The sequence below is a fragment of the Prevotella veroralis DSM 19559 = JCM 6290 genome (assembly GCF_000377625.1).
GTDB lineage: Bacteria > Bacteroidota > Bacteroidia > Bacteroidales > Bacteroidaceae > Prevotella > Prevotella veroralis.
The window spans coordinates 1-20,786 of record NZ_KB898336.1; the positions used below are offsets into that span (position 1 = coordinate 1).

At 42.0% G+C, this 20,786-nt stretch carries 12 protein-coding genes, 1 tRNA gene and 1 rRNA gene; 9 read left to right on the forward strand and 5 right to left on the reverse strand.

Annotated features, from left to right (window positions below):
- Positions 1 to 115 precede the first annotated feature (115 nt).
- A 5S ribosomal RNA gene (gene rrf, locus D464_RS0110025) occupies positions 116 to 228 on the forward strand.
- 535 nt (positions 229 to 763) lie between these two features.
- Here the strand turns inward: rrf and D464_RS0110035 are convergent.
- The 3 genes from D464_RS0110035 to D464_RS0110045 form a co-directional block, all read right to left on the reverse strand.
- Positions 764 to 852, reverse strand: a tRNA-Ser gene (locus D464_RS0110035).
- Positions 853 to 986: 134 nt separating this feature from the next.
- Positions 987 to 1,811, reverse strand: coding sequence for an LPS export ABC transporter ATP-binding protein (gene lptB, locus D464_RS0110040; protein WP_018911289.1), 825 nt, complete (start codon positions 1,809 to 1,811; stop codon positions 987 to 989).
- Between the two features lie 148 nt (positions 1,812 to 1,959).
- Positions 1,960 to 3,300: a leucine-rich repeat domain-containing protein gene (locus D464_RS0110045; RefSeq protein ID WP_018911290.1), complete on the reverse strand. Its 1,341-nt coding sequence runs from the start codon at positions 3,298 to 3,300 to the stop codon at positions 1,960 to 1,962.
- 385 nt (positions 3,301 to 3,685) lie between these two features.
- On the opposite strand from D464_RS0110045, the gene D464_RS0110050 reads away from it, so the two are divergent.
- The gene (locus D464_RS0110050) at positions 3,686 to 4,432 is read left to right on the forward strand and encodes an MlaE family ABC transporter permease (RefSeq protein ID WP_004381600.1); all 747 of its coding nucleotides are present in this window, start codon (positions 3,686 to 3,688) and stop codon (positions 4,430 to 4,432) included.
- A gap of 181 nt (positions 4,433 to 4,613) precedes the next feature.
- A complete protein-coding gene (locus D464_RS0110055; protein WP_018911291.1) occupies positions 4,614 to 5,375 on the forward strand; it encodes an ABC transporter ATP-binding protein in 762 nt (253 codons plus the stop codon).
- An 812-nt stretch (positions 5,376 to 6,187) separates the two neighbouring features.
- Here the strand turns inward: D464_RS0110055 and D464_RS0110060 are convergent.
- A complete protein-coding gene (locus D464_RS0110060) occupies positions 6,188 to 7,822 on the reverse strand; it encodes a RagB/SusD family nutrient uptake outer membrane protein (RefSeq protein WP_018911292.1) in 1,635 nt (544 codons plus the stop codon).
- Between the two features lie 12 nt (positions 7,823 to 7,834).
- On the reverse strand, positions 7,835 to 10,798 hold the full coding sequence (locus D464_RS0110065) for a SusC/RagA family TonB-linked outer membrane protein (protein WP_018911293.1): 2,964 nt from the start codon (positions 10,796 to 10,798) through the stop codon (positions 7,835 to 7,837).
- Positions 10,799 to 11,287: 489 nt separating this feature from the next.
- Here D464_RS0110065 and tig point away from each other — a divergent pair, with 489 nt between their 5' ends.
- From tig to D464_RS0110100, 6 genes are all read left to right on the forward strand, one after another.
- On the forward strand, positions 11,288 to 12,652 hold the full coding sequence (gene tig / locus D464_RS0110070) for a trigger factor (protein WP_018911294.1): 1,365 nt from the start codon (positions 11,288 to 11,290) through the stop codon (positions 12,650 to 12,652).
- A gap of 175 nt (positions 12,653 to 12,827) precedes the next feature.
- Positions 12,828 to 13,541: an ATP-dependent Clp endopeptidase proteolytic subunit ClpP gene (gene clpP / locus D464_RS0110075; RefSeq protein WP_018911295.1), complete on the forward strand. Its 714-nt coding sequence runs from the start codon at positions 12,828 to 12,830 to the stop codon at positions 13,539 to 13,541.
- A gap of 11 nt (positions 13,542 to 13,552) precedes the next feature.
- Positions 13,553 to 14,791 carry an ATP-dependent Clp protease ATP-binding subunit ClpX gene (gene clpX / locus D464_RS0110080; protein WP_018911296.1) on the forward strand — a complete coding sequence of 413 codons (1,239 nt, stop codon included), beginning with the start codon at positions 13,553 to 13,555 and terminating at the stop codon, positions 14,789 to 14,791.
- 101 nt (positions 14,792 to 14,892) lie between these two features.
- Positions 14,893 to 17,076: a DNA helicase RecQ gene (gene recQ / locus D464_RS0110085; RefSeq protein ID WP_018911297.1), complete on the forward strand. Its 2,184-nt coding sequence runs from the start codon at positions 14,893 to 14,895 to the stop codon at positions 17,074 to 17,076.
- Between the two features lie 714 nt (positions 17,077 to 17,790).
- On the forward strand, positions 17,791 to 19,275 hold the full coding sequence (guaB, locus tag D464_RS0110095; protein ID WP_018911298.1) for an IMP dehydrogenase: 1,485 nt from the start codon (positions 17,791 to 17,793) through the stop codon (positions 19,273 to 19,275).
- 75 nt (positions 19,276 to 19,350) lie between these two features.
- Positions 19,351 to 20,775 (forward strand): peptidylprolyl isomerase, encoded by a 1,425-nt coding sequence (locus D464_RS0110100; RefSeq protein ID WP_018911299.1) that lies wholly within the window; start codon positions 19,351 to 19,353, stop codon positions 20,773 to 20,775.
- Positions 20,776 to 20,786 lie beyond the last annotated feature (11 nt).

A 20,786-nucleotide genomic window follows, 5' to 3' on the forward strand; every position in this document is an offset into this window, starting at 1 on the left:
TCTAAGAACAATGTTTAATAACGATTCTACTGATAAGAAGACAGAAGGAAGACAAGAATGAAGACAAATAACTAGTCAACTAGTCAACTTCAAAACAAGTCAACCGAACGAAACATTAGGTGGTTATTGCGTCGGGGTTCCACCTCTTCCCATTCCGAACAGAGAAGTTAAGCCCGTCTGCGCCGATGGTACTGCAATGCAATGCGGGAGAGTAGGTCGCCGCCTTCTTTTACTTTAGAGAGCTTTGAAGAGAAATCTTCGAAGCTCTCTTTTTTTGTTCCTTTTTTGTTGCCCCACTCTCAACAACATACCTCTTCCCAGCCCTTTTCCTCACTCCTCTCCGAACAATCGCTCATCGTCCGTAGGAAAGTAATGCTGATAGAGCGTAATTACCGAGATACGTAGGATGCGCATCAAGGGTGTTTAACACCTTTGTCCACGGTGCCATAAGTAAGGACAGACGCAGACATCTGTCCCTACTTTTGAGTATTCTCTTCATCTGATGAAAGCACCTCTTCATAGCAAAGAAAGCATTTTGTTGATATAAGGAAACGCCCTTCTCCATTCAAGAAGGGCGTCTCTTCATATAGAGAAGAGCCTTTCCTTGTATTAAGGAAACGCTTTCTTTGTTTGTAAACAAAGACATTCTCTTTCCTTTCTATTCGGAAAGAAGCTTTGAAAGAAGCCTTAATTAAAAAAGACGTAACCACATCTTGTGATATGTATAAGATGCGGTTACGTCACTATTTATCGAATAACTCTGCGGAAGTAGAGGGATTCAAACCCCCGATACACCTATGGGCGTATACCGGATTTCGAGTCCAGCGCATTCGGTCACTCTGCCATACTTCCTTGCTAAATGCAGTGCAAAAGTAAGCATTTATGATGTAAACAGCAAATTATTAAAGGCTGAATTTCTTTGTTATTGATAATTAATACCATAAGAAGATAGGCTCTTTGCCATTGTTTTCAACCTTATACAACCATCATTCTGCACTCTCTTGCTGTGCCCGCTTACGCTGGTCTAACAACTGGAAGTCCTTCTTTTGCAGCACAAAATCTGTACCCAGATACTTCTCCTTAACAATCTTATTGGCGGCTAACTCTTCTGGTGTCCCCTTGAAAAGGATGCGTCCTTCAAACAAGAGATAAGCTCGATCGGTGATATTCAACGTCTCATGCACATTGTGATCGGTGATTAGAATACCGATATTACGGAACTTCAATCGCCAAACAATGTGCTGAATATCCTCAACAGCGATAGGGTCTACACCCGCAAAGGGCTCATCCAGCATGATAAACTTTGGATCAATAGCCAGACAACGAGCAATCTCGCAACGACGACGCTCACCTCCAGAAAGGCGGTCACCAAGGTTTTTACGCACCTTCTCAAGGCGGAACTCACGGATAAGACTTTCCATTTTATCAATGCGTTCCTGCTTATTTAACTTCGTCATCTCTAATACACTCATGATGTTGTCTTCGACACTCATCTTGCGAAAGACACTTGCTTCCTGTGGAAGATAGCCTATACCCGCCCGCGCCCGCTTATAAACAGGATAATTAGTAATCTCTTGGTCGTCAATATAAACATGACCTTCGTTAGGAACAACAAGTCCTGTTGTCATATAGAAAGATGTTGTTTTTCCTGCACCATTCGGTCCGAGCAACCCGACAATCTCTCCTTGTCGTACACTAATACTCACACCATTTGCCACAGTACGCTTTCCGTACCGCTTTACCAACTTGTCCGTATGCAGGATGCTCCCTTCTTCTTCTGGACGCACAACTATATTATCTGTCTCTGACATAGCTATTCTTTTCTTTCGAGTTTGCTGTTATCTTGCCTCTCCTTATAGTTTGCAAATGTAGCAAAATATTAATAAAACAACAAACAACAAGGCTATATAGCACCTTGTTGTTTGTGTTTTTTAAGAGACAAAGAGTCACATCTGAGTATTACTTGATTAGTTTCACAACCTCACCAGACGCTGAACGAACAATATAAACACCATGTTTCAATTCTATATTTGATGGCGTCCTTCCGGTCCAAACAGTCTTACCATTCACATCAAAAACCATAACCTTTTGTGGTGTAGCGGTCTCTATACGACAACCATCATCAGTCTTTATCACATGTAAAGCAGCATCCGAAGCCGTAACGGAAGTGATACCATTAGAGGTGTCTTTGAGCTTTATCATATAAGTTCCAAGTGTATTGCTACTCTTCTTACCGATACCAGGGAAGCCGGGGTTCGACATCTTGCAATAAACACGCACTACATCATCCTCCGACAAAGACTTATCAAAGGTAAAAACACCAAGTATATTGGTCACCTTGTCAGCAGGAACTGGAGCATACTTAGCCGTTTCATTACGTTTATACATCCATGTGAACTCCGTCCGTTCGGCTGCTGTTGAGATGCCACGAGCAAACTGAAGGTAAGAAAGGTCTACTGTTAATCCTTGCACCTTACTCTTAGGAACAAGATAAGAAGTCTGTCCACTGTAACGGAAGTTCTCTATTGGTGAATCCTGAATATAGCGGTCTGGGATTTGGTCAAAGGCCAGTGCATTTCCTCTAACATCAAGCATTTGTAATTTACGAAGCGCCTTCGCTCCATTAATCTCACGAAGAACTTTCTTCGGATTAGCAAATACCAAAGTTTCTAAGTTAATGTTATTACTTACATCGAGCTTGCTAATAGACGCTCCCGTAACCCCCAATTGCTTCAGATTCTTTGCGTCTTGATTATTCAATTGGCGTAATGATCCTTGTCCAAGAAGGGTTGGAGAAGCCTGCACCGACACAAGGTTATCACTCTTCGGAAGTACAATCTCGCCAACACCACTAGCACTCAAGGTCAATACTTCAAGGTTAGGACATAAAGAGACATCCACCTTGTCGTGCGCAGTAAGGTCTACATAATCAACATTCAGATTACGAAGAGCATTTGACTTCACCTCTACCACACCATTTACTTCACGCCTCTGTACAATGCGCAAAGTCATTAGTTTGTCGGCAGCAATAGCAAAGGTACGCTCGGAAGTAGAAGGACTAACGAAGTGATACTCTACCTTAGTGAAGGTTCCTTCAGTATTTGAAGGAAAAGATTTAACGCCTTCATCTGATCCAAAATCACAGACAACGGGAGCATTAGCAAGCGTACGCACAGCAAATGAAACCGATGCGGTATTAGCCTTCACACTGATTACTACCTTCTCACTAGGAATAGTTTGAGCTCTTGAAATTGTCACACAGCTTAAGAATAAAGCTGAAATAAGTAATTGTTTCATCATACACATTTGTTTTATTATAGCGTAAAAGGAACGCTATAGGGTTATTTAAATAAATAAAGAAAGCAAATAGATGACACTTTGAATATGTGGCAATCATTCTGCAATATTCGTTATTTTATTTGAATTATGCAAACAAAAAGATATTAAACTGATAGTAAACAAGGAAAATAAATATTGGTCTCATATATATACGAGAACTTTAATACTTTGAGTATTGCCTATTTCTTTTTATCACTCCACTCCTTTCTTGCCATTCTTCAGACATTTCACTCATGCTCTATAACCCACAAGAACCACACGAGAAAGACTATTAAATAATGTCTTTCCTGCCTATATCTGTGATTATTTGCCTACTTTTGCAGTCACAAAACTAAATACGGTAATCATGCTGATCATTAAGTGGCTGAATACATTCGGTAATTATCTTATGCTGATGGGACGCTCATTGAGTCGCCCGGAACGCATGAGGATGTTCTTTAAAAGATATCTTAAAGAGATGTCACAATTAGGTGTCGATTCTATAGGAATCGTGTTGCTCATCTCGTTCTTTATAGGAGCTGTGATTTGTATTCAGATAAAGCTCAACGTACAAAGTGCTTGGATGCCCCATTGGGTATCTGGTTATGTGACGCGCGAGATTATGCTCTTGGAGTTCTCGAGTAGTATCATGTGTCTGATACTGTCGGGTAAAGTGGGCTCAAACATAGCCTCAGAGCTTGGCACCATGCGTGTGACTCAGCAAATAGATGCTCTTGAGATTATGGGAATTAACTCTGCCAGCTATCTGATATTACCAAAGATTCTCGGTTTGATGACCATCATGCCGTTCCTCGTAATATTCTCTGCTGCAACGGGTATCATCGGAGCTTATGCCACAGCCTACTTCGCACATATCATCACACCAGTAGATCTCACCGCTGGATTGCAGCATGATTTCAATCCGTGGTTTATGTGGATGAGTATTATTAAGGGCTTCTTCTTTGCCTTCATCATCTCAAGTGTATCGTCTTACATGGGCTACACCGTGAAGGGCGGAAGTGTCGAAGTGGGCAAAGCATCCACTGATGCTGTGGTCTGCTCGAGCGTTTTGATTCTCTTTAGCGATGTGTTCCTAACGCAGATGTTGAGTTAGATAAAACCTCTCCCCAGCCCCTCCCAAGGAGGGGAGTGCCTAACGGAAGTTAGTTAGAAACGGCAGGGACAACTTTTCATATAGTATCATTAAGAATAAGAAAACTAACAATTCTCCCACATCCCACCCTTAGTATATGGGCTCCCCTACTTTCGGAGGGGCTGGGAGAGGCTCCCCTACTATGATAGAAGTTAAACATCTATTCAAGTCATTCGGTGACAAAGAAGTGCTGAAGGACATTAATACAGTCTTTGAAGATGGTAAGACGAATCTCATCATCGGACAAAGTGGTGCGGGAAAGACCGTGCTCATGCGTTCTCTGACGGGACTCATAGACCCCACAAAGGGCGAAGTCTTATATGATGGACGCAACTTTGTGAATATGACAAAGAAAGAGAAGATCCTCATGAGACGTGAGATGGGTATGATATTTCAGGGTGCTGCGCTCTTCGACTCGCTCACCGTGCTAGAGAATGTACGCTTCCCACTCGATATGTTCTCGGATATGTCGGCTACAGAACGTGACAAAAGGGCACTAGAATGCCTAGAGAGAGTGAATCTATCAGGCGCAGAACAGAAGTATCCGGGTGAGATTTCGGGGGGCATGCAGAAGCGTGTTGCCATAGCAAGAGCCATCGTTATGAACCCGAAATACCTCTTCTGTGACGAGCCGAACTCTGGTCTCGACCCTAAGACATCGTTGGTTATTGATGAGCTATTGACAAGTATCACTCGAGAGTTTAATATGACGACCATCATCAACACGCATGATATGAACTCGGTGATGGGTATTGGCGAGAATATTATCTTCATTGCGGACGGCAGGAAGGAGTGGCAAGGCGATAAGGATTCAGTCATCTCATCACGTAATAAGAAGTTGAACGACCTCGTCTTCGCATCAGATCTATTCAAGAAAGTGAAGAGTATAGAGCTTTCAGAATGACTCTTGGAATCTATAAGTTATTCCGAAAGACGATAGTATAATTTATATAAGAATTAAGGGAACGCCTTTCTCACTGCAAGGAAAGCCTTTCCTGATAGCAAAGAAACGCCTTTCTTCGATGGAGAAGGACGTCTCTTTGTATATAAAAACAATATAGTCCTATTGAAAGTGACGGAAGAAAGTAGGAATAGATGCCCTCGTCTGGAAACCCCTCCCAGCCTCCCCCAAGGGGAGGAGACGTTTTACGAGAGCCAGTTGGGATCGGTATTTTCGATTGGAGATAGCACCACAAAGAGGGTGTTTAGAGGATATATCTACCTATCAGAGGGGCAAATGGGGAATTGTCAGCACCTATGATACTTATTGTTTCAGGCTTTGAGACACATAGTTTCAGGCTTTGAGACACATAGTTTCAGGCTTTGAGACACACGGTTTCAGGCTTTGAGACACACAATTTCAGGCTCTGAAACACACAGTCTCAGGCTCTGAAATATACAGTCTCAATGCAAACCCTCATTACTATGTGTTGGTATAATCAGTTATACAGCACGGTATATAACGGATTATCACATAGGTGATAATGGAGTGTATAAGGCTACAACGAAGATAGTCTTGACAGTATCGTTCTTTGTGAGCTATACTTTAGATGCGGATAAGAGGAGTATTAGGTCTTACTAAGTCATTATCATATCATTCTGTATCAATCATAATCTTAGGCAGAAGTAACTGAAATTATGAAGAAAGCCTACCTATGGTTAACGCTCTAAGAGAGATACTATAGGTAGGTTAGAATAGCTTAATAGATAAAGAAACTATCGTTTCAAGTTTCGATTCTTCTCAACATCTGCACCCGGATAAGGCAAGTAATTCATGTTATCATTCCATGTTCCTGTGACCGGAACACTCTCTGTTGCAACGAATCCAGCAGCTACGGTGAGTGGTGCATTCGCCTTGCGATACTCGAAGTTCTTACGTAGAATGTTCATACGTAACTCATCACTTCGGCGTGTAGCAAGGGCAACCCAGTTACCAGCAACTTCCCATCCATGCTCTTTGAAGGCGGCTTCTGCAAGCTGGTTAGGGGTCATAGCATCAATAGCAACACCATCAACGATTGTTGCCGCAGCCCCATCAACAGCGCGAGCACGCACTTTCTTCAAACATTCCTTAGCCAGTGCGAGGTTGCCACCACTGCGTGCTGCACTCTCTGCATACCATAGTAATACCTCTGGATAGCGTATGAGTTGATGGCGAGTGTCGGTACACATACCCTTGTAGGGCTTCTTGGTGTAGTCGTAAGGTGCTTTAATCTCCTTGCCATTATCGTCTGCATTGATGGTAAAGATGGAGAACATTGGGTGACGCTCTGCCACAATAGGCTTACCGCTACCATCAAGTGCCCACCAATCAACGAGCGTTCCATCCTTTAAACGTATTTGTGGATCATAGACGGCACGCTTACGTGGACCATCTGGGAAGTCTTTCCAGAACTTAATCTCACCCCATGCATCGCCCCATCCACCGAGACTTTCAAAGAAACAACAGCTTGAGAACTCTGAATCAGTCGACCAGTTCTTTGTTGGGGAGAAGTTGATTCCAAGTATAGTCTCCTTGTTGTAGTTGTTACCATACGAATAGACGTTACGCCAATCAGCATCCATAGTAGCGTTATACTTGCCGCTGTTCACACCATCAATAACCTCCTTTGCCTTTTCTGCAGCCTTCGCATAATATTCCTGACCCTTGTTTAGAGGATAACCAGCCATTGACATGTAGACTGCGGATAGTGTTGACTTCACCGCCTGTTGCGTTACATAGACGTCAACACCGAAGAGTTGGGCTGGAGCTGATGTGTAATGTGTTGGCAGATTGACAGCATCAACAGCCTCCAGATCCGATACTATGAGGTCATAGACGCCCTGAACATCAGTTAACTTAGTTGGTCTGTTGTCATCTTCATTGTGTAGATTGATGGGAAGAGGACCGAACACACGCACAAGATAATAGTATGCGTATGCACGCCAGAAACGTGCTTGAGCGATGGTAAGGTCGATGTTCTCTTTAGCAACAGGCGTCTTCTCTGCATTGTCAATAATGTAGTTAGCTGCCTGAATGAGATTGTAATGCAGTCTCCAAGCATCCCTTACACCCTTGTTGTTATCGGACACTTGGAACTTATCTATCTCTGCACAAGCCTGCTTATTAGAGCCTGGATTAGCCGTAATATCGTCACCTTGCCATTGAGGATAGCCTGGATTGGTGTAGTTTTGAGTATGATTCACCTGCTCATAGAGGGCATACAGACTTTCATCAAGGTCGTTTTGTGAAGCGAAGAAATTACCAGGGGTATGCTTACCTTTTGGGTCTTCGTCGAGAATATCACTACATGCTTGTAGCGTAAGGGCTGAAGCAAGGAGCATACAGCCATAGAATATATTTCTTTTCATATCGTTATTTTGTTAGAAGTTAAAGCGAATGTCGAATGTAAAGGTGCGTGGATTAGGATATGTGCCCATATCAATACCATTGTCCATGTCGACGTTGTTGTTAGAGAAAGACATACCTGCAGGGTCAGCACCCTTGTAGCCTGTGATCGTAAAGAGGTTTTGTACGCTCAATGCCAAACGTATATCAGCAAATTGAGTGTACTTGCGAGCAATGTTGTATGCTATGCTTATGTTCTCACAACGGAAGTAATCTGCATTCTCAATCCACTTGCTTGAGTTGCCAAGGTTATTGTTCCCTACAGCATTAAGAGCAGGCATTGTCTTACCAATCTCACTGATGTAATCGGCTGCAGTAACAAACTTTGAAGCACCTACCATGGAGTTCATTGCGAAGCGAACAAGGTTCAGTCGTTGTGCTCCAAAGGCACTATTGAAGAAGGCATTGAACTCCCAATTCTTATAGGTAATTGAGTTGTTCCAACCCATTGTGAAGTCTGGATTAGCGCAACCGAGTATCTGTCGGTCTGCACTTTGGGGACTTGTGGTGATGCTCCCATCGGCTGCATAGTAGCTGTCAAGACCATTTGCGTTTAGACCTGCCCACTTGTAACCATAGAATGTACCAATAGGTTGCCCTTCCTTAATGATAGTTGAAGGTTCAACTGTGCCTGGAGAAGGTGAGCTACCATAGAGAATTGGATCTTGTGATGTCAACTTTACGACTTTATTCTTTAGATAAGAACCATTGATAGTAGATGTCCATGAAAGTTCTGGAGTATCTATGATGCGTGCTGTAAGCGCAATATCAAGACCTTTGTTGGTAATTTCACCAGCATTAACCCAGTATTGTGTACCACCGAGATAATACGTACGTGACTTCTTTAATAAGGCATCGGTGGTCTTCTTATTGAAGTAGTCAATGCTCAACTCCAGTCTGTTATTGAGGAAGCTAACATCCAATCCAATGTCAAACTGTTTCGACTTCTCCCATGTTAGGTCTGGGGTTGCGATGTTTTTAGCCCAGTAGCCTGTGTAAGTAGTTGATGTTCCGAAGTCAAAGTTAGTAGCGGTCATGGTGCCTAAAGTTGCATATACTGGTACTCCTTGGTTACCGATAAGACCATAACTAGTACGGATTTTCATGTTACTAATCCATGTGATCGGCTTCATGAACTTCTCATTACTGATGGTCCAAGCCGCAGCGATAGAAGGGAAATAGCCCCACTTCTTCTTTGAGAAACGTGAACTACCATCGGCACGGAACGTTCCTGTTAGCATGTAACGGTTATCGTAATTATACATTACACGACCTACCCATGAGAGAAGTCCCCATTTGCTGTAATCGTTTGAACCGCCTCGGTTGGTTGCATTGTTATAGTCCCACCACCCAACAGATTCTGTTTGAAGGTTGGTACCATTGAGCCCCATCATGCGAGTGGTACTCTGTGTAGCCTCGAATACCCCTGTTGCTGTGAGGTTATGCTTGTCCCATGCGCCCGTATAAGTAAGGTTGTTGGTAGATTGTAAGGTGGTACGTTGACGATCGTTATTCCCCATACTACTCTTAGGGAATACCCTTGTCGTTGAGAAACTATAGCCTTTTCCATCAAAGTAATCAAATCCATTTGTACTAGTAAAGGTAAGTCCTGGAAGAATATGGAACTTAAGATCAGCATGGCCAGTGAGTATATCTGTGCGGAACTGACTAGCATTTGCAGTCAAAATACCGTATGGGTTGGCCTGAATAGTGTTATAAGGATCCTTCATAAACTTGCCTTTCTCATCATACATCTCCATGGTTGGAGAGTAATTTTGTGCGATCCATAGAGGGTTTTCTTGCGACACATCAAAGCCACCTCCAGTACTCTTTCCATGGCTGTAATCGAGGTCTCCAGTGATTTCAAACCATTTGTAGAGGCGAGAGTGTATGTTGATTTTAGCTTGATAACGTTCAAATTGAGTATTCTCAACGACACCTTTATTCTTTAGGTAGCTGCCACTCATGTAGTATTGTGTGTCGGCATTACCCTTAGATATCGTAAGTTTATAGTTCTGAATAGTTCCTGTGCGGAGAATCTTATCCATCCAATCAATACCAGGCTTCGTACCATCGAGGTAAGGTTGTAGCTCTGCTTGGTTTGTAATCTTACCTCCATCAAGTAAAGCCTGTGCATATTGCTTTGTGTCCATCACCTTAGGCATGTTGTAAGCGTTGGCAATTCCGAGGCTAGCATCAAACATGATACTCTGTTGACCTTGTTTTCCTTGCTTGGTCTGAACGAGTACAACGCCATTTGAACCACGGCTACCATAGATGGCAGTAGACGATGCATCCTTCAAAACTTGTATGCTTTGGATATCTTCAGTATTGATACCGTCGAGTCCATTCTCACGTACAATACCATCAACAACATATAGTGGGTCGTTGTTACGATGAATAGAACTCGTACCACGCACACGGATCTTTACGCCACCACCAGGTACGCCACTCTGGACAACATTGATACCTGTTACACGTCCTTGGAAGGCTTCACTAACGTTCTTAATAGGTTGATCTCTGAAGGCTTTATCGCTCATTACAGCTACAGAACCAGCCAAATCGGCTTTGCGAACACTACCATAACCAATGACAACAACCTGATCCATGGTTTGTGTACTTTCTTTTAAGGTAACGTTAAGTGAGCCTCCTCTCCATATAATCTCGTTCTTTTCATAACCAACATAGCTGACAATAATGATTGTACCAGCCTTTACGTTAGATAGAGAAAACTTACCATCAAGATCGGTAATAGTACCATGTGTAGTTCCTTTTGCCATGATTGTTGCTCCGACGATAGGGTCACCATTAGCATCGACAACCTGTCCTGTGCAAGTGTTATTGTCCTGTTGCATGACAGGTAAACTTGTCATAGGTTGCATAGCAGGCTTTCCTGCATAGGCAGATCCTGTAGAAATGGCAGCTGCAACTGCAAACATTCCCAGCTTCCTAAATTGCTGTTTCATATTAAGTATTGTGTCTTAGATGAATAATATCGACCTGGTAAAACTTGATTTAGGTTTCTTGTTCGTTTAGGTCGGTTAGTATTTACATTCGTTTAGGTCTATTGTATTATTTGTAGCAAATATAATACTTTCTTTGAAAAGAGCTTGCTTCAAATTTTAATTTAACATTTAATAATACAAAAGAGATACTATCTGCTCATAAATTCTTATGCTAATTAGATCTTAATTGGGTTCCTTCTTGGGAGGAGTGGGATAGTTGGTAAGGCTTTAAAGAGGCGTTGATAAGCCTGTTTTTAGTCCTTATCTCCTTGGTTAAAAAAACAAATTTCCATATATATATGATAAGGTTGTGCGAAAAATTAAGTATCTTTGCACACCAAATACCCTATGAGGTGCAATGCTCTTAGCATGTATGTAAACATTTGATAAATAATAATTAAACATAAATTCAATAATATTAAGATGAAGATTTCATTTGAAAATCCAGACAAAGTAAATGGTTTGATGACCATTACAGTAGAAGAGTCTGACTACAAGAATGAGGTTGAGAAAACTCTCAAGGATTATCGTAAGCGCGCTAATGTACCAGGTTTCCGCCAGGGACAAGTACCTATGGGCATGATTAAACGTCAGTATGGTTCACAGGTGAAGATGGATGTTATCAATAAGATCCTAGGCGAGAATCTACAGAAATATATTACTGATAACAAGATTCAGATGTTGGGTCAGCCAATGTCATCAGAGGCTCAAAAGCCTGTAGAGTTGGAGCAACCTGCACCTTATGAGTTTAAGTTTGATATTGCTGTTGCACCAGAGTTTAAGCTCGAGTTGAGCGGTAAGAACAAGATTGACTTCTATGAGATTGAGGTTGATGATAAGCTGATTGATCAGCAAGTTGAGATGTTCCAGAGTCGTGCAGGTCACTATGATAAGGCAGAGACATTCGATCCAGAACAGCGTGACTTGTTGAAGGGTGATCTTCGTGAGTTGGATGAGAATGGTAATACTCTTGAAGGTGGTATTACTGTAGAGGGCGCTTCGTTGATGCCACAATATATAAAGGTTGAGGATCAAAAGAAACTCTTTGATGGTGCAAAGGTTGGTGATATCATTACATTTAATCCTACTGCAGCTTACCCAGATAACGATATCGAGGTGTCTTCTCTATTGAAGATCAAGAAGGAAGAAGTTGCTGAGCATAAGGGTAACTTCTCGTATCAGATCACTGAAATCTCACGCTTCGTAAAGGCCGAAAATAATGCAGAGTTATGGAAAAGCGTATATGGTGAAGATACCGAGATAAAGGATGAGGCTGCATTCCGCAAGGCTATCGCTGATGGTTTGAAAGAGCAGTTGAAGGGTGATTCTGACTATAAGTTCGTTCAGGATCTTCGTGCTTATTGTGAGAAGAAAGTGGGCGATCTTACTTTCCCAGATGCTCTCTTGAAGCGCATTATGTTGGCTAACAACCAAGATAAGGGCGAGGAGTTTGTTGAGAAGAACTATGAGCAGAGCATCAAGGAACTCACATGGCACTTGATCAAGGAGCAGTTAGCACAAGCTAATGATATTAAGGTTGATGATAACGATGTACGTGAGAGTGCACGCCAGATGGCACGTGCGCAGTTCGCTCAATATGGTATGACTAATGTCCCAGAGGACTACTTGAACGGTTATGCTGATGAGATGTTAAAGAAGCGCGAGAACATCGATTCTTTCGTAGAAGCAGCATTGGATCGTAAGCTCGCTGCCGCTATTAAGAAGGTAGTGAAGCTAAATACTAAGACTGTAACTCTCGATGAGTTCAATAAACTTGTAAGCGAGTAACAATTTTAAGAAAAATCTTCTTTTATATATAGAGGTTATCGGTTTTTTTCCTTATCTTTGCTTATAGTAAGCGAGAAGATGCCTATTTTATGGCATACTCTTTGTGAATATGGCAATAATAAGGGAGGTCGATAACCTCTATTTTTGTCACATTATTATATAAGAAAGGATTACAATGAATGATTTTAGGCGATTTGCCACAGGACACTTAGGGATGAATGGTATGGTGCTAGACGATGTTGTGAAGGCACAAGCACAATACTTGAACCCTTATATACTTGAGGAACGACAGTTGAATGTCACTCAAATGGATGTTTTCTCACGTTTGATGATGGAGCGTATCATCTTTCTTGGTACACAAGTAGATGATTATACAGCTAATACAATACAAGCTCAACTTCTTTACTTAGACTCTGTTGACCCTGGTAAAGACATCTCTATTTATATCAATTCACCAGGTGGAAGCGTAACAGCGGGCTTGGGTATTTATGATACCATGCAGTTTATTTCTAGCGATGTAGCAACTCTTTGCACAGGTATGGCAGCATCTATGGCAGCGGTATTATTGGTTGCCGGAAAAGAAGGGAAACGATCTGCACTAAAGCATAGTCGCGTTATGATCCATCAACCCTTAGGTGGAGTACAAGGTCAGGCGTCCGATATTGAGATAGAAGCAAAAGAGATTATGAAGTTCAAGAAAGAGCTTTATACCATCATTAGTGATCATTCCCATCAAAGCTTCGAGAAGGTTTGGAATGATAGTGATCGCAACTATTGGATGAATGCAGAAGAGGCAAAAGCATACGGAATGATTGATGATGTGCTTGTCAAGAAACCAACTGATAATGTGCTCAATACATCCGCTGACAATACAGAATCAAATAAGTAAAGGAGTAAATAATGCCCCAGAAGAAATGTAGTTTTTGTGGTCGCAGTGAGAAGGATGTAAAACTTCTCATCACAGGATTGAATGGTTACATCTGTGAAGATTGTGCGCAGCAGGCTTACAAGATAGTTACACAGACAGGCGCATTGGCTGATGATGAGAATACCGATAGTGTTGCTTTTAAGGTAAAAGAGGTTCCTAAGCCCAAAGAAATTAAGCAGTATCTTGACGAATATATCATTGGTCAGGATGAAGCTAAGCGCTATCTTTCTGTTGCAGTGTATAACCATTACAAGCGCCTTCAGCAACCGAAGAACGAAGATGGTGTAGAAATAGAGAAGAGCAACATCATTATGGTGGGTTCAACTGGTACTGGTAAGACCTTATTGGCACGTACTATTGCGAAACTTCTCGATGTTCCTTTCACCATTGTAGATGCAACAGTATTCACCGAAGCAGGTTATGTTGGAGAGGATGTGGAGAGTATTCTTTCACGCTTGTTACAGGTAGCTAACTTCGATGTAGCAGCCGCTGAACGTGGTATAGTATTCATCGATGAGATTGATAAAATTGCCCGTAAGAGTGATAACCCAAGTATTACACGTGATGTAAGTGGTGAGGGTGTTCAGCAAGGATTGCTGAAGTTATTGGAAGGAACTATGGTTAACGTACCACCAAAGGGTGGTCGTAAGCATCCTGATCAGGACTACATCCATGTGGATACCCGCAATATCTTATTTATTTGTGGTGGTGCTTTCGATGGCATTGAACGTAAGATTGCACAACGACTGAATGCACATGTGATTGGTTATAACTCTGTTCAGAATGTTGCAAAGATAGATAAAAAGGACTTAATGAAGTATGTTTTACCACAAGACTTGAAGTCCTTTGGTCTCATTCCAGAGATAATTGGTCGTTTGCCAGTGCTTACCTATCTTAGTCCACTCGATCGTGAGGCTTTGCGCAACATACTTATTGAACCAAAGAACTCCATTGTTAAGCAGTATATCAAGCTGTTTGAAATGGATGGAATAAAGCTCACTTTCACAGAAGCTGCTCTTGATTGCATTGTAGACAAGGCTGTTGAATATAAGTTAGGAGCCCGTGGTTTACGTTCAATAGTAGAGTCTGTGATGATGGATGCTATGTTTGAAGTTCCATCAAGAGACGTAAAAGAATTTGAGGTGACGGAACAATATGTTCGTCAACAGCTCGATAAGGCTCATATCCAACAAACGGGTTCAGCCTCATAACATATATGTATAGTCTGCCGATGTGGCGTTTTACACCGCATCAGCAGACTTTCTTTGTTTCTACTAAACCATAAACGGATAGGAAATCACCAGCTATTAACATGACAAAAGAGCTCAATCTTACCGAAAAACTTAAACATTACTTTGGCTTTGAGAAGTTCAAAGGTGATCAAGAAGCCATTATACGCAATCTTCTTGCAGGACATGATACCTTCGTGCTAATGCCTACAGGTGGTGGTAAAAGCCTGTGTTATCAACTTCCATCACTGATAATGGAGGGTACAGCTATTGTTGTTTCGCCTCTTATTGCATTAATGAAAAACCAGGTAGATGTCATCAATGGTATCAGTGAAGAGGATGGTGTGGCGCATTACCTTAACTCTTCTTTAAAGAAGGCAGAGATAGATAAGGTGCGTGCTGATATTGTTTCAGGACGTACAAAACTACTTTATGTAGCCCCAGAATCTCTCAATAAAGAGGAGAATATGGCGTTTCTAAAGTCGGTGAAGATAAGTTTTTATGCGATTGATGAGGCTCATTGTATATCTGAATGGGGACACGACTTCCGTCCAGAATATCGTAAGATACGTTATGCAATAGATACTATTGGGGCTGCACCAGTCATTGCGCTCACTGCAACAGCAACCGATAAGGTGCGAACGGACATCATTCGTAGTCTTGGAATAGAGGATTGTGCCGAGTTTAAAAGCTCTTTTAATCGTCCTAATCTGTACTATGAAGTACGTGCAAAGAGGAGTGATGACGATACAAGTAAGCAAATTATTAAGTTCATTAAGCAGCATACTGGCAAAAGCGGAATCATCTATTGTCTTTCGCGTAAGAAGGTGGAAGAGTTGGCAGCCATCCTTCAAGCCAATGATATAAAGGCTGCGCCCTATCATGCAGGGCTTGATTCGGAAACGAGATCGAAAACTCAAGACGACTTCCTTATGGAGGAGTTGGATGTCATCGTGGCTACAATAGCATTCGGAATGGGTATTGATAAGCCTGATGTTCGCTTCGTTATCCATTATGATATACCGAAGAGTTTGGAGGGATATTACCAAGAGACTGGGCGTGCTGGGCGCGATGGTAAGGAAGGAATCTGCATTGTCTTTTATTCAAAGAACGACTTGAAGAAACTCGAGAAGTTCATGGAAGGAAAGCCCGTAGCCGAACAGGACATTGGTAGACAGCTGTTACAAGAGACCGAGGCTTATGCAGAATCGTCTGTTTGTAGGCGTAAGATGTTGCTTCATTACTTTGGTGAAGAATACCCAAAGGATAATTGTTGCATGTGTGATAACTGTCTGCACCCTAAGAAGAAGATTGAGGCAATGAATCAGCTCTTGATAGTTCTCCAAGCTGTGAAGGCTTTGAAAGAAAACTTCCGACAAGAGTATGTCATTGACTTTGTCAAAGGTAGAGCAACAGATGATCAAAAAGATCATAAGCACAACGAGCTTGATGACTTCGGTGCTGGCGAAGATGAAGACCCGAAGATATGGAATCCTGTGGTCAGACAAGCACTCTTGGCTGGTTATCTGAAGAAGGATGTTGAGAACTATGGCATATTGAAGTTGACCGCAGCAGGCAAACGCTTCATGAAGTCACCGACGTCGTTTATGATAGTAATGGATGCCGAGTTTAAGGATGAAGAGGACGATGAAACACCAATGGCGGGCACAGCAGTCCTCGATCCAGAACTTTTCTCCATGCTAAAGAACCTTCGTAAGAAGATAGCACGTAAGTTAGAAATCCCTCCATACGTCATCTTTCAGGATGTATCCTTAGAGCAGATGGCAATGATGTATCCTATCAATGAAGAGGAACTACAGAACATTCAAGGAGTAGGAGCAGGTAAGGCGAAGCGTTATGGGAAAGAGTTTTGTGAATTGATAAGGCAACATTGCGAAGAAAACCACATCGAGCGCCCCGAAGAACTACGTGTGCGAACGGTCGCAAAGAAGTCTATGCAGAAGGTAAAAATCATCCAAAGCATTGACAGACAACTCCCACTTGATGACATTGCATCGGCTGAAGGACTTGATTTCGATGATCTTCTCACTAAGATTGAAGAGATCGTCTATAGTGGAACGAAGCTCAATATCGATTACTTCTTAGAGGATGTTTATGACGATGATACAATCAATGACATCTATGACTACTTCATGGACAGCGAGACAGATAGCCTTGATGTGGCAATGGAAGAGCTTGATGGTGATTACAGTGAGGAGGTTATCCGGTTGGTGCGTATAAAGTTTCTGTCAGAGATGGCAAACTGATTGCATATAGAAAGTATGATTTTGAATTAGAGGAAGTACTCTCCTTGATTGGAATGAATGCTTCAAAGTAGGGACAGACGCCCGCGTCTGTCCGCAAACACAGCAATGTTTCTATCAAAAAATAGGGATTATGGGCGGACAGACGAGGGCGTCTGTCCCTACTTGTGGCACTACATTCAATAGAATTAATCACTTGTTACCCCGTTACCTCATGTACTCGTCAACTTAAAGTAATCACTTGTAAACCCGTAAACTCATGTACTCGTCAACTTGAACTAATAACTTGTAAACCCGTTAACTCGTGTACTCGTCAACTTAAAGTAATCACAATTTTGAATTGTGAATTATAAATTTTGAATTAAAGGAAGTGCTTTCTTCGATTTGAAGAAAGGCTTCCTTTGATGTGAAGAGAGGCTTTCTTTAATGTGAAGGAAGCCTCTCTTTATTTGCAACCTCTTGTCTGTTGCTAACAAGGTGATACTTCCATAGTTTTCAATCATTCGTTAGAAGGGGGATTATATGTGTAATTCTTCTATGCAGAAGAGCCTCGACGCACTTGTTACTATGTCTTTTTTCTGCATGATATTACTGACATTCAACAGTCGTATTAACCTGCCGTTAAATAGCTTTAATTCGATTATAGAAAATGGAGAAAAAGCCTGTCTATTTGATAATTAATTGCTAAATTTGCATGCAATAAATTTCCAAATCATTATGTCATCATTTGTTGCAGAAAAGATCAAGATGGACGGATTGACTTACGATGACGTCCTTTTAATCCCAGCTTATTCGGAAGTATTACCTAAAGAGGTACAGTTGAAAACCAAGTTTTCACGCCACATTGATCTCAATGTGCCCTTTGTTACAGCGGCAATGGACACCGTTACGGAGAGCTCAATGGCGATTGCCATCGCTCGAGAAGGTGGTATTGGTGTGATCCACAAGAACATGACTATTGAGGATCAAGCACATCAAGTTGCAATCGTGAAGAGGGCTGAGAATGGTATGATTTACGACCCTCTGACTATCTTAAAGGGTAGAACTGTGAAGGATGCACTCGCGATGATGGCCGATTACCACATTGGTGGTATTCCCGTTGTAGATGAGGATAACCACTTAGTAGGCATTGTTACCAATCGAGACTTGCGTTTTGAACGCCATTTGGATAAGCTGATTGATGACGTGATGACCAAGGAGAACCTCGTTACAACACATCAACAAACCGACCTTACTGCCGCTGCGCAGATTCTTCAAGAGAATAAGATTGAGAAGTTACCAGTAGTCGATAAGGACAATCATCTTGTAGGTCTAATCACTTATAAGGACATCACAAAGGCTAAAGATAAGCCTATGGCAAGCAAGGATGAGAAGGGGCGTTTGCGTGTCGCAGCGGGTGTTGGCGTTACAGGTGATACCATGGAGCGTGCCGAAGCATTGGTTGCTGCAGGTGTAGATGCTATCGTTATTGATACAGCCCATGGTCATTCTGCAGGTGTTATTGGTAAGTTGCATGATGTAAAGACAGCCTTCCCTAACCTTGATGTTGTAGTGGGTAATATTGCGACGGCAGAGGCAGCTAAGTTCCTTGTTGATAATGGTGCGGATGCTGTGAAAGTAGGTATTGGTCCTGGATCTATCTGTACAACACGTGTTGTAGCAGGTGTGGGTGTACCACAGTTGACCGCTATCTACGATGTTTATAAATCGTTGGAAGGTACTGGTGTGCCATTGATTGCTGATGGGGGATTGCGCTATTCTGGTGATGTTGTGAAGGCTTTGGCAGCTGGAGGAAGCAGTGTGATGATTGGTTCGTTGGTTGCAGGTACAGAGGAATCTCCTGGTGATACCATCATATTCAATGGTCGTAAGTTTAAGAGTTATCGTGGTATGGGTTCTTTGGAGGCTATGGAACAGAAGAATGGTTCACGTGATCGTTACTTCCAGAATGATATCCACGATGCAAAGAAACTGGTACCAGAAGGTATTGCAGGACGCGTTCCTTACAAGGGTACAGTTCAAGAAGTTATCTATCAACTTGTTGGTGGTCTTCGCTCTGGAATGGGCTATTGTGGTGCTGCTTCTATCGAAGATTTGCACAATGCGAAGTTTACTCGTATCACCAACGCAGGCGTTATGGAGAGTCATCCACATGATATCACTATTACGAGTGAAGCACCAAACTACTCTCGTCCAGAGTAATTAACAGATTAATAATTAACCGCCCTCTTCTCTGTAAAAGCAGTGGAGAGGGTATGTGTGTCTTAAATAATAACAATGAAAATCAAGGCTCTTTTATTATTGTCGCTGCTATCTACCACGATGGTATTTGGGCAGAGTGACCCGACCATAATGACTATCAATGGGCAACCAGTTAGTCGTTCTGAATTTGAGTATTCATATAATAAGAACAATGCTGAAGGGGTCATTGATAAGAAGAGTATAGCCGATTATGTGGATCTGTTCATCAATTATAAGTTGAAGGTGCAAGCGGCTTTGGATGCTCGTTTAGATACATTATCTTCCTTCAAACAAGAGTTCCTTACCTATCGAGATCAGCAGATTCGTCCATCGTTCCTTACGAACTCTGATATTGAAAAAGCGGCTCGGGATATTTATCAAGAGACGAAGGAGAGTATTGAAGCGAATGGTGGTTTGTGGCGTTGTGCACACATTCTTGTAGGATTAAATCAGCGTGCGACAAAAGAAGAAGAACTGAAAGCTAAGGTCTTGGCAGACTCTATCTATAATGCTTTACAGCATGGGGCAAACTTCGGAGAGTTGGCTAAGAAGTATTCTGCTGATCGAGAGTCTGCACAGAACGGAGGCGAGTTGCCATTGCTTCAAAAGGGGCAAACAGTGCAGGAGTTTGAGCGTGCTATGTTGGCATTGAAGCCTGGTGAAATTAGTAAACCAACGCTTTCTCCTTATGGTTATCACATTATTAAGATGATAGCACATGAAGGATTGGCTCCTTATGATTCGTTGCATGCACGGATCTTACAGTTTATTGAGATGCGTGGATTGCGTGATCAGATAGTCGATAAGAAGTTAGATAGCCTTGTTCAGCAGGCGGGTAAGGGTGTAACTCGTGAGCAATTACTTGATAAACAACTTGCGAAACTGGAAGAGAAGGATGCTAATTTGAAGAATCTTATCCGTGAGTATTATGATGGCTTATTGATGGTTGAGATGAGTAATCGTATGGTTTGGGATAAGGCATCAGCAGATGTTACGGGCTTAGAAAACTATTTCCACAAACATAGGAAACAATATAAATGGACAGAGCCACGTTTTAAAGGCATTGCTTATCATGTAAAGAATCAAGCTGACGTTGAGGCTGTGAAAGATTGTGTGAAGCGACTTCCTTTTGCACAATGGAACGATGCACTGCGTAAGACATTCAATGCAGATAGCACACTCCGCATACGTGTTGAGAAGGGAATCTTCCGTAAGAGTGATAATGATCTTGTCGATAAGCAGGTGTTTGGAATGAGTGTTCCTGTGAAAGAGATGAAGGACTTTCCTATTGGTGCAACCTATGGTAAGAAGTTGAAAGCACCAGAGTCTTTGGATGATGTACGTGCTCTTGTGGTTTCTGATTATCAAAAGGAACTTGAGAAGAAGTGGGTCGATTCATTGAGAAAGAAATATAAAGTTGTGGTTGATAAGGCTGTTCTTTCTACAGTCAATAAGCATTAAGTGATAATAAA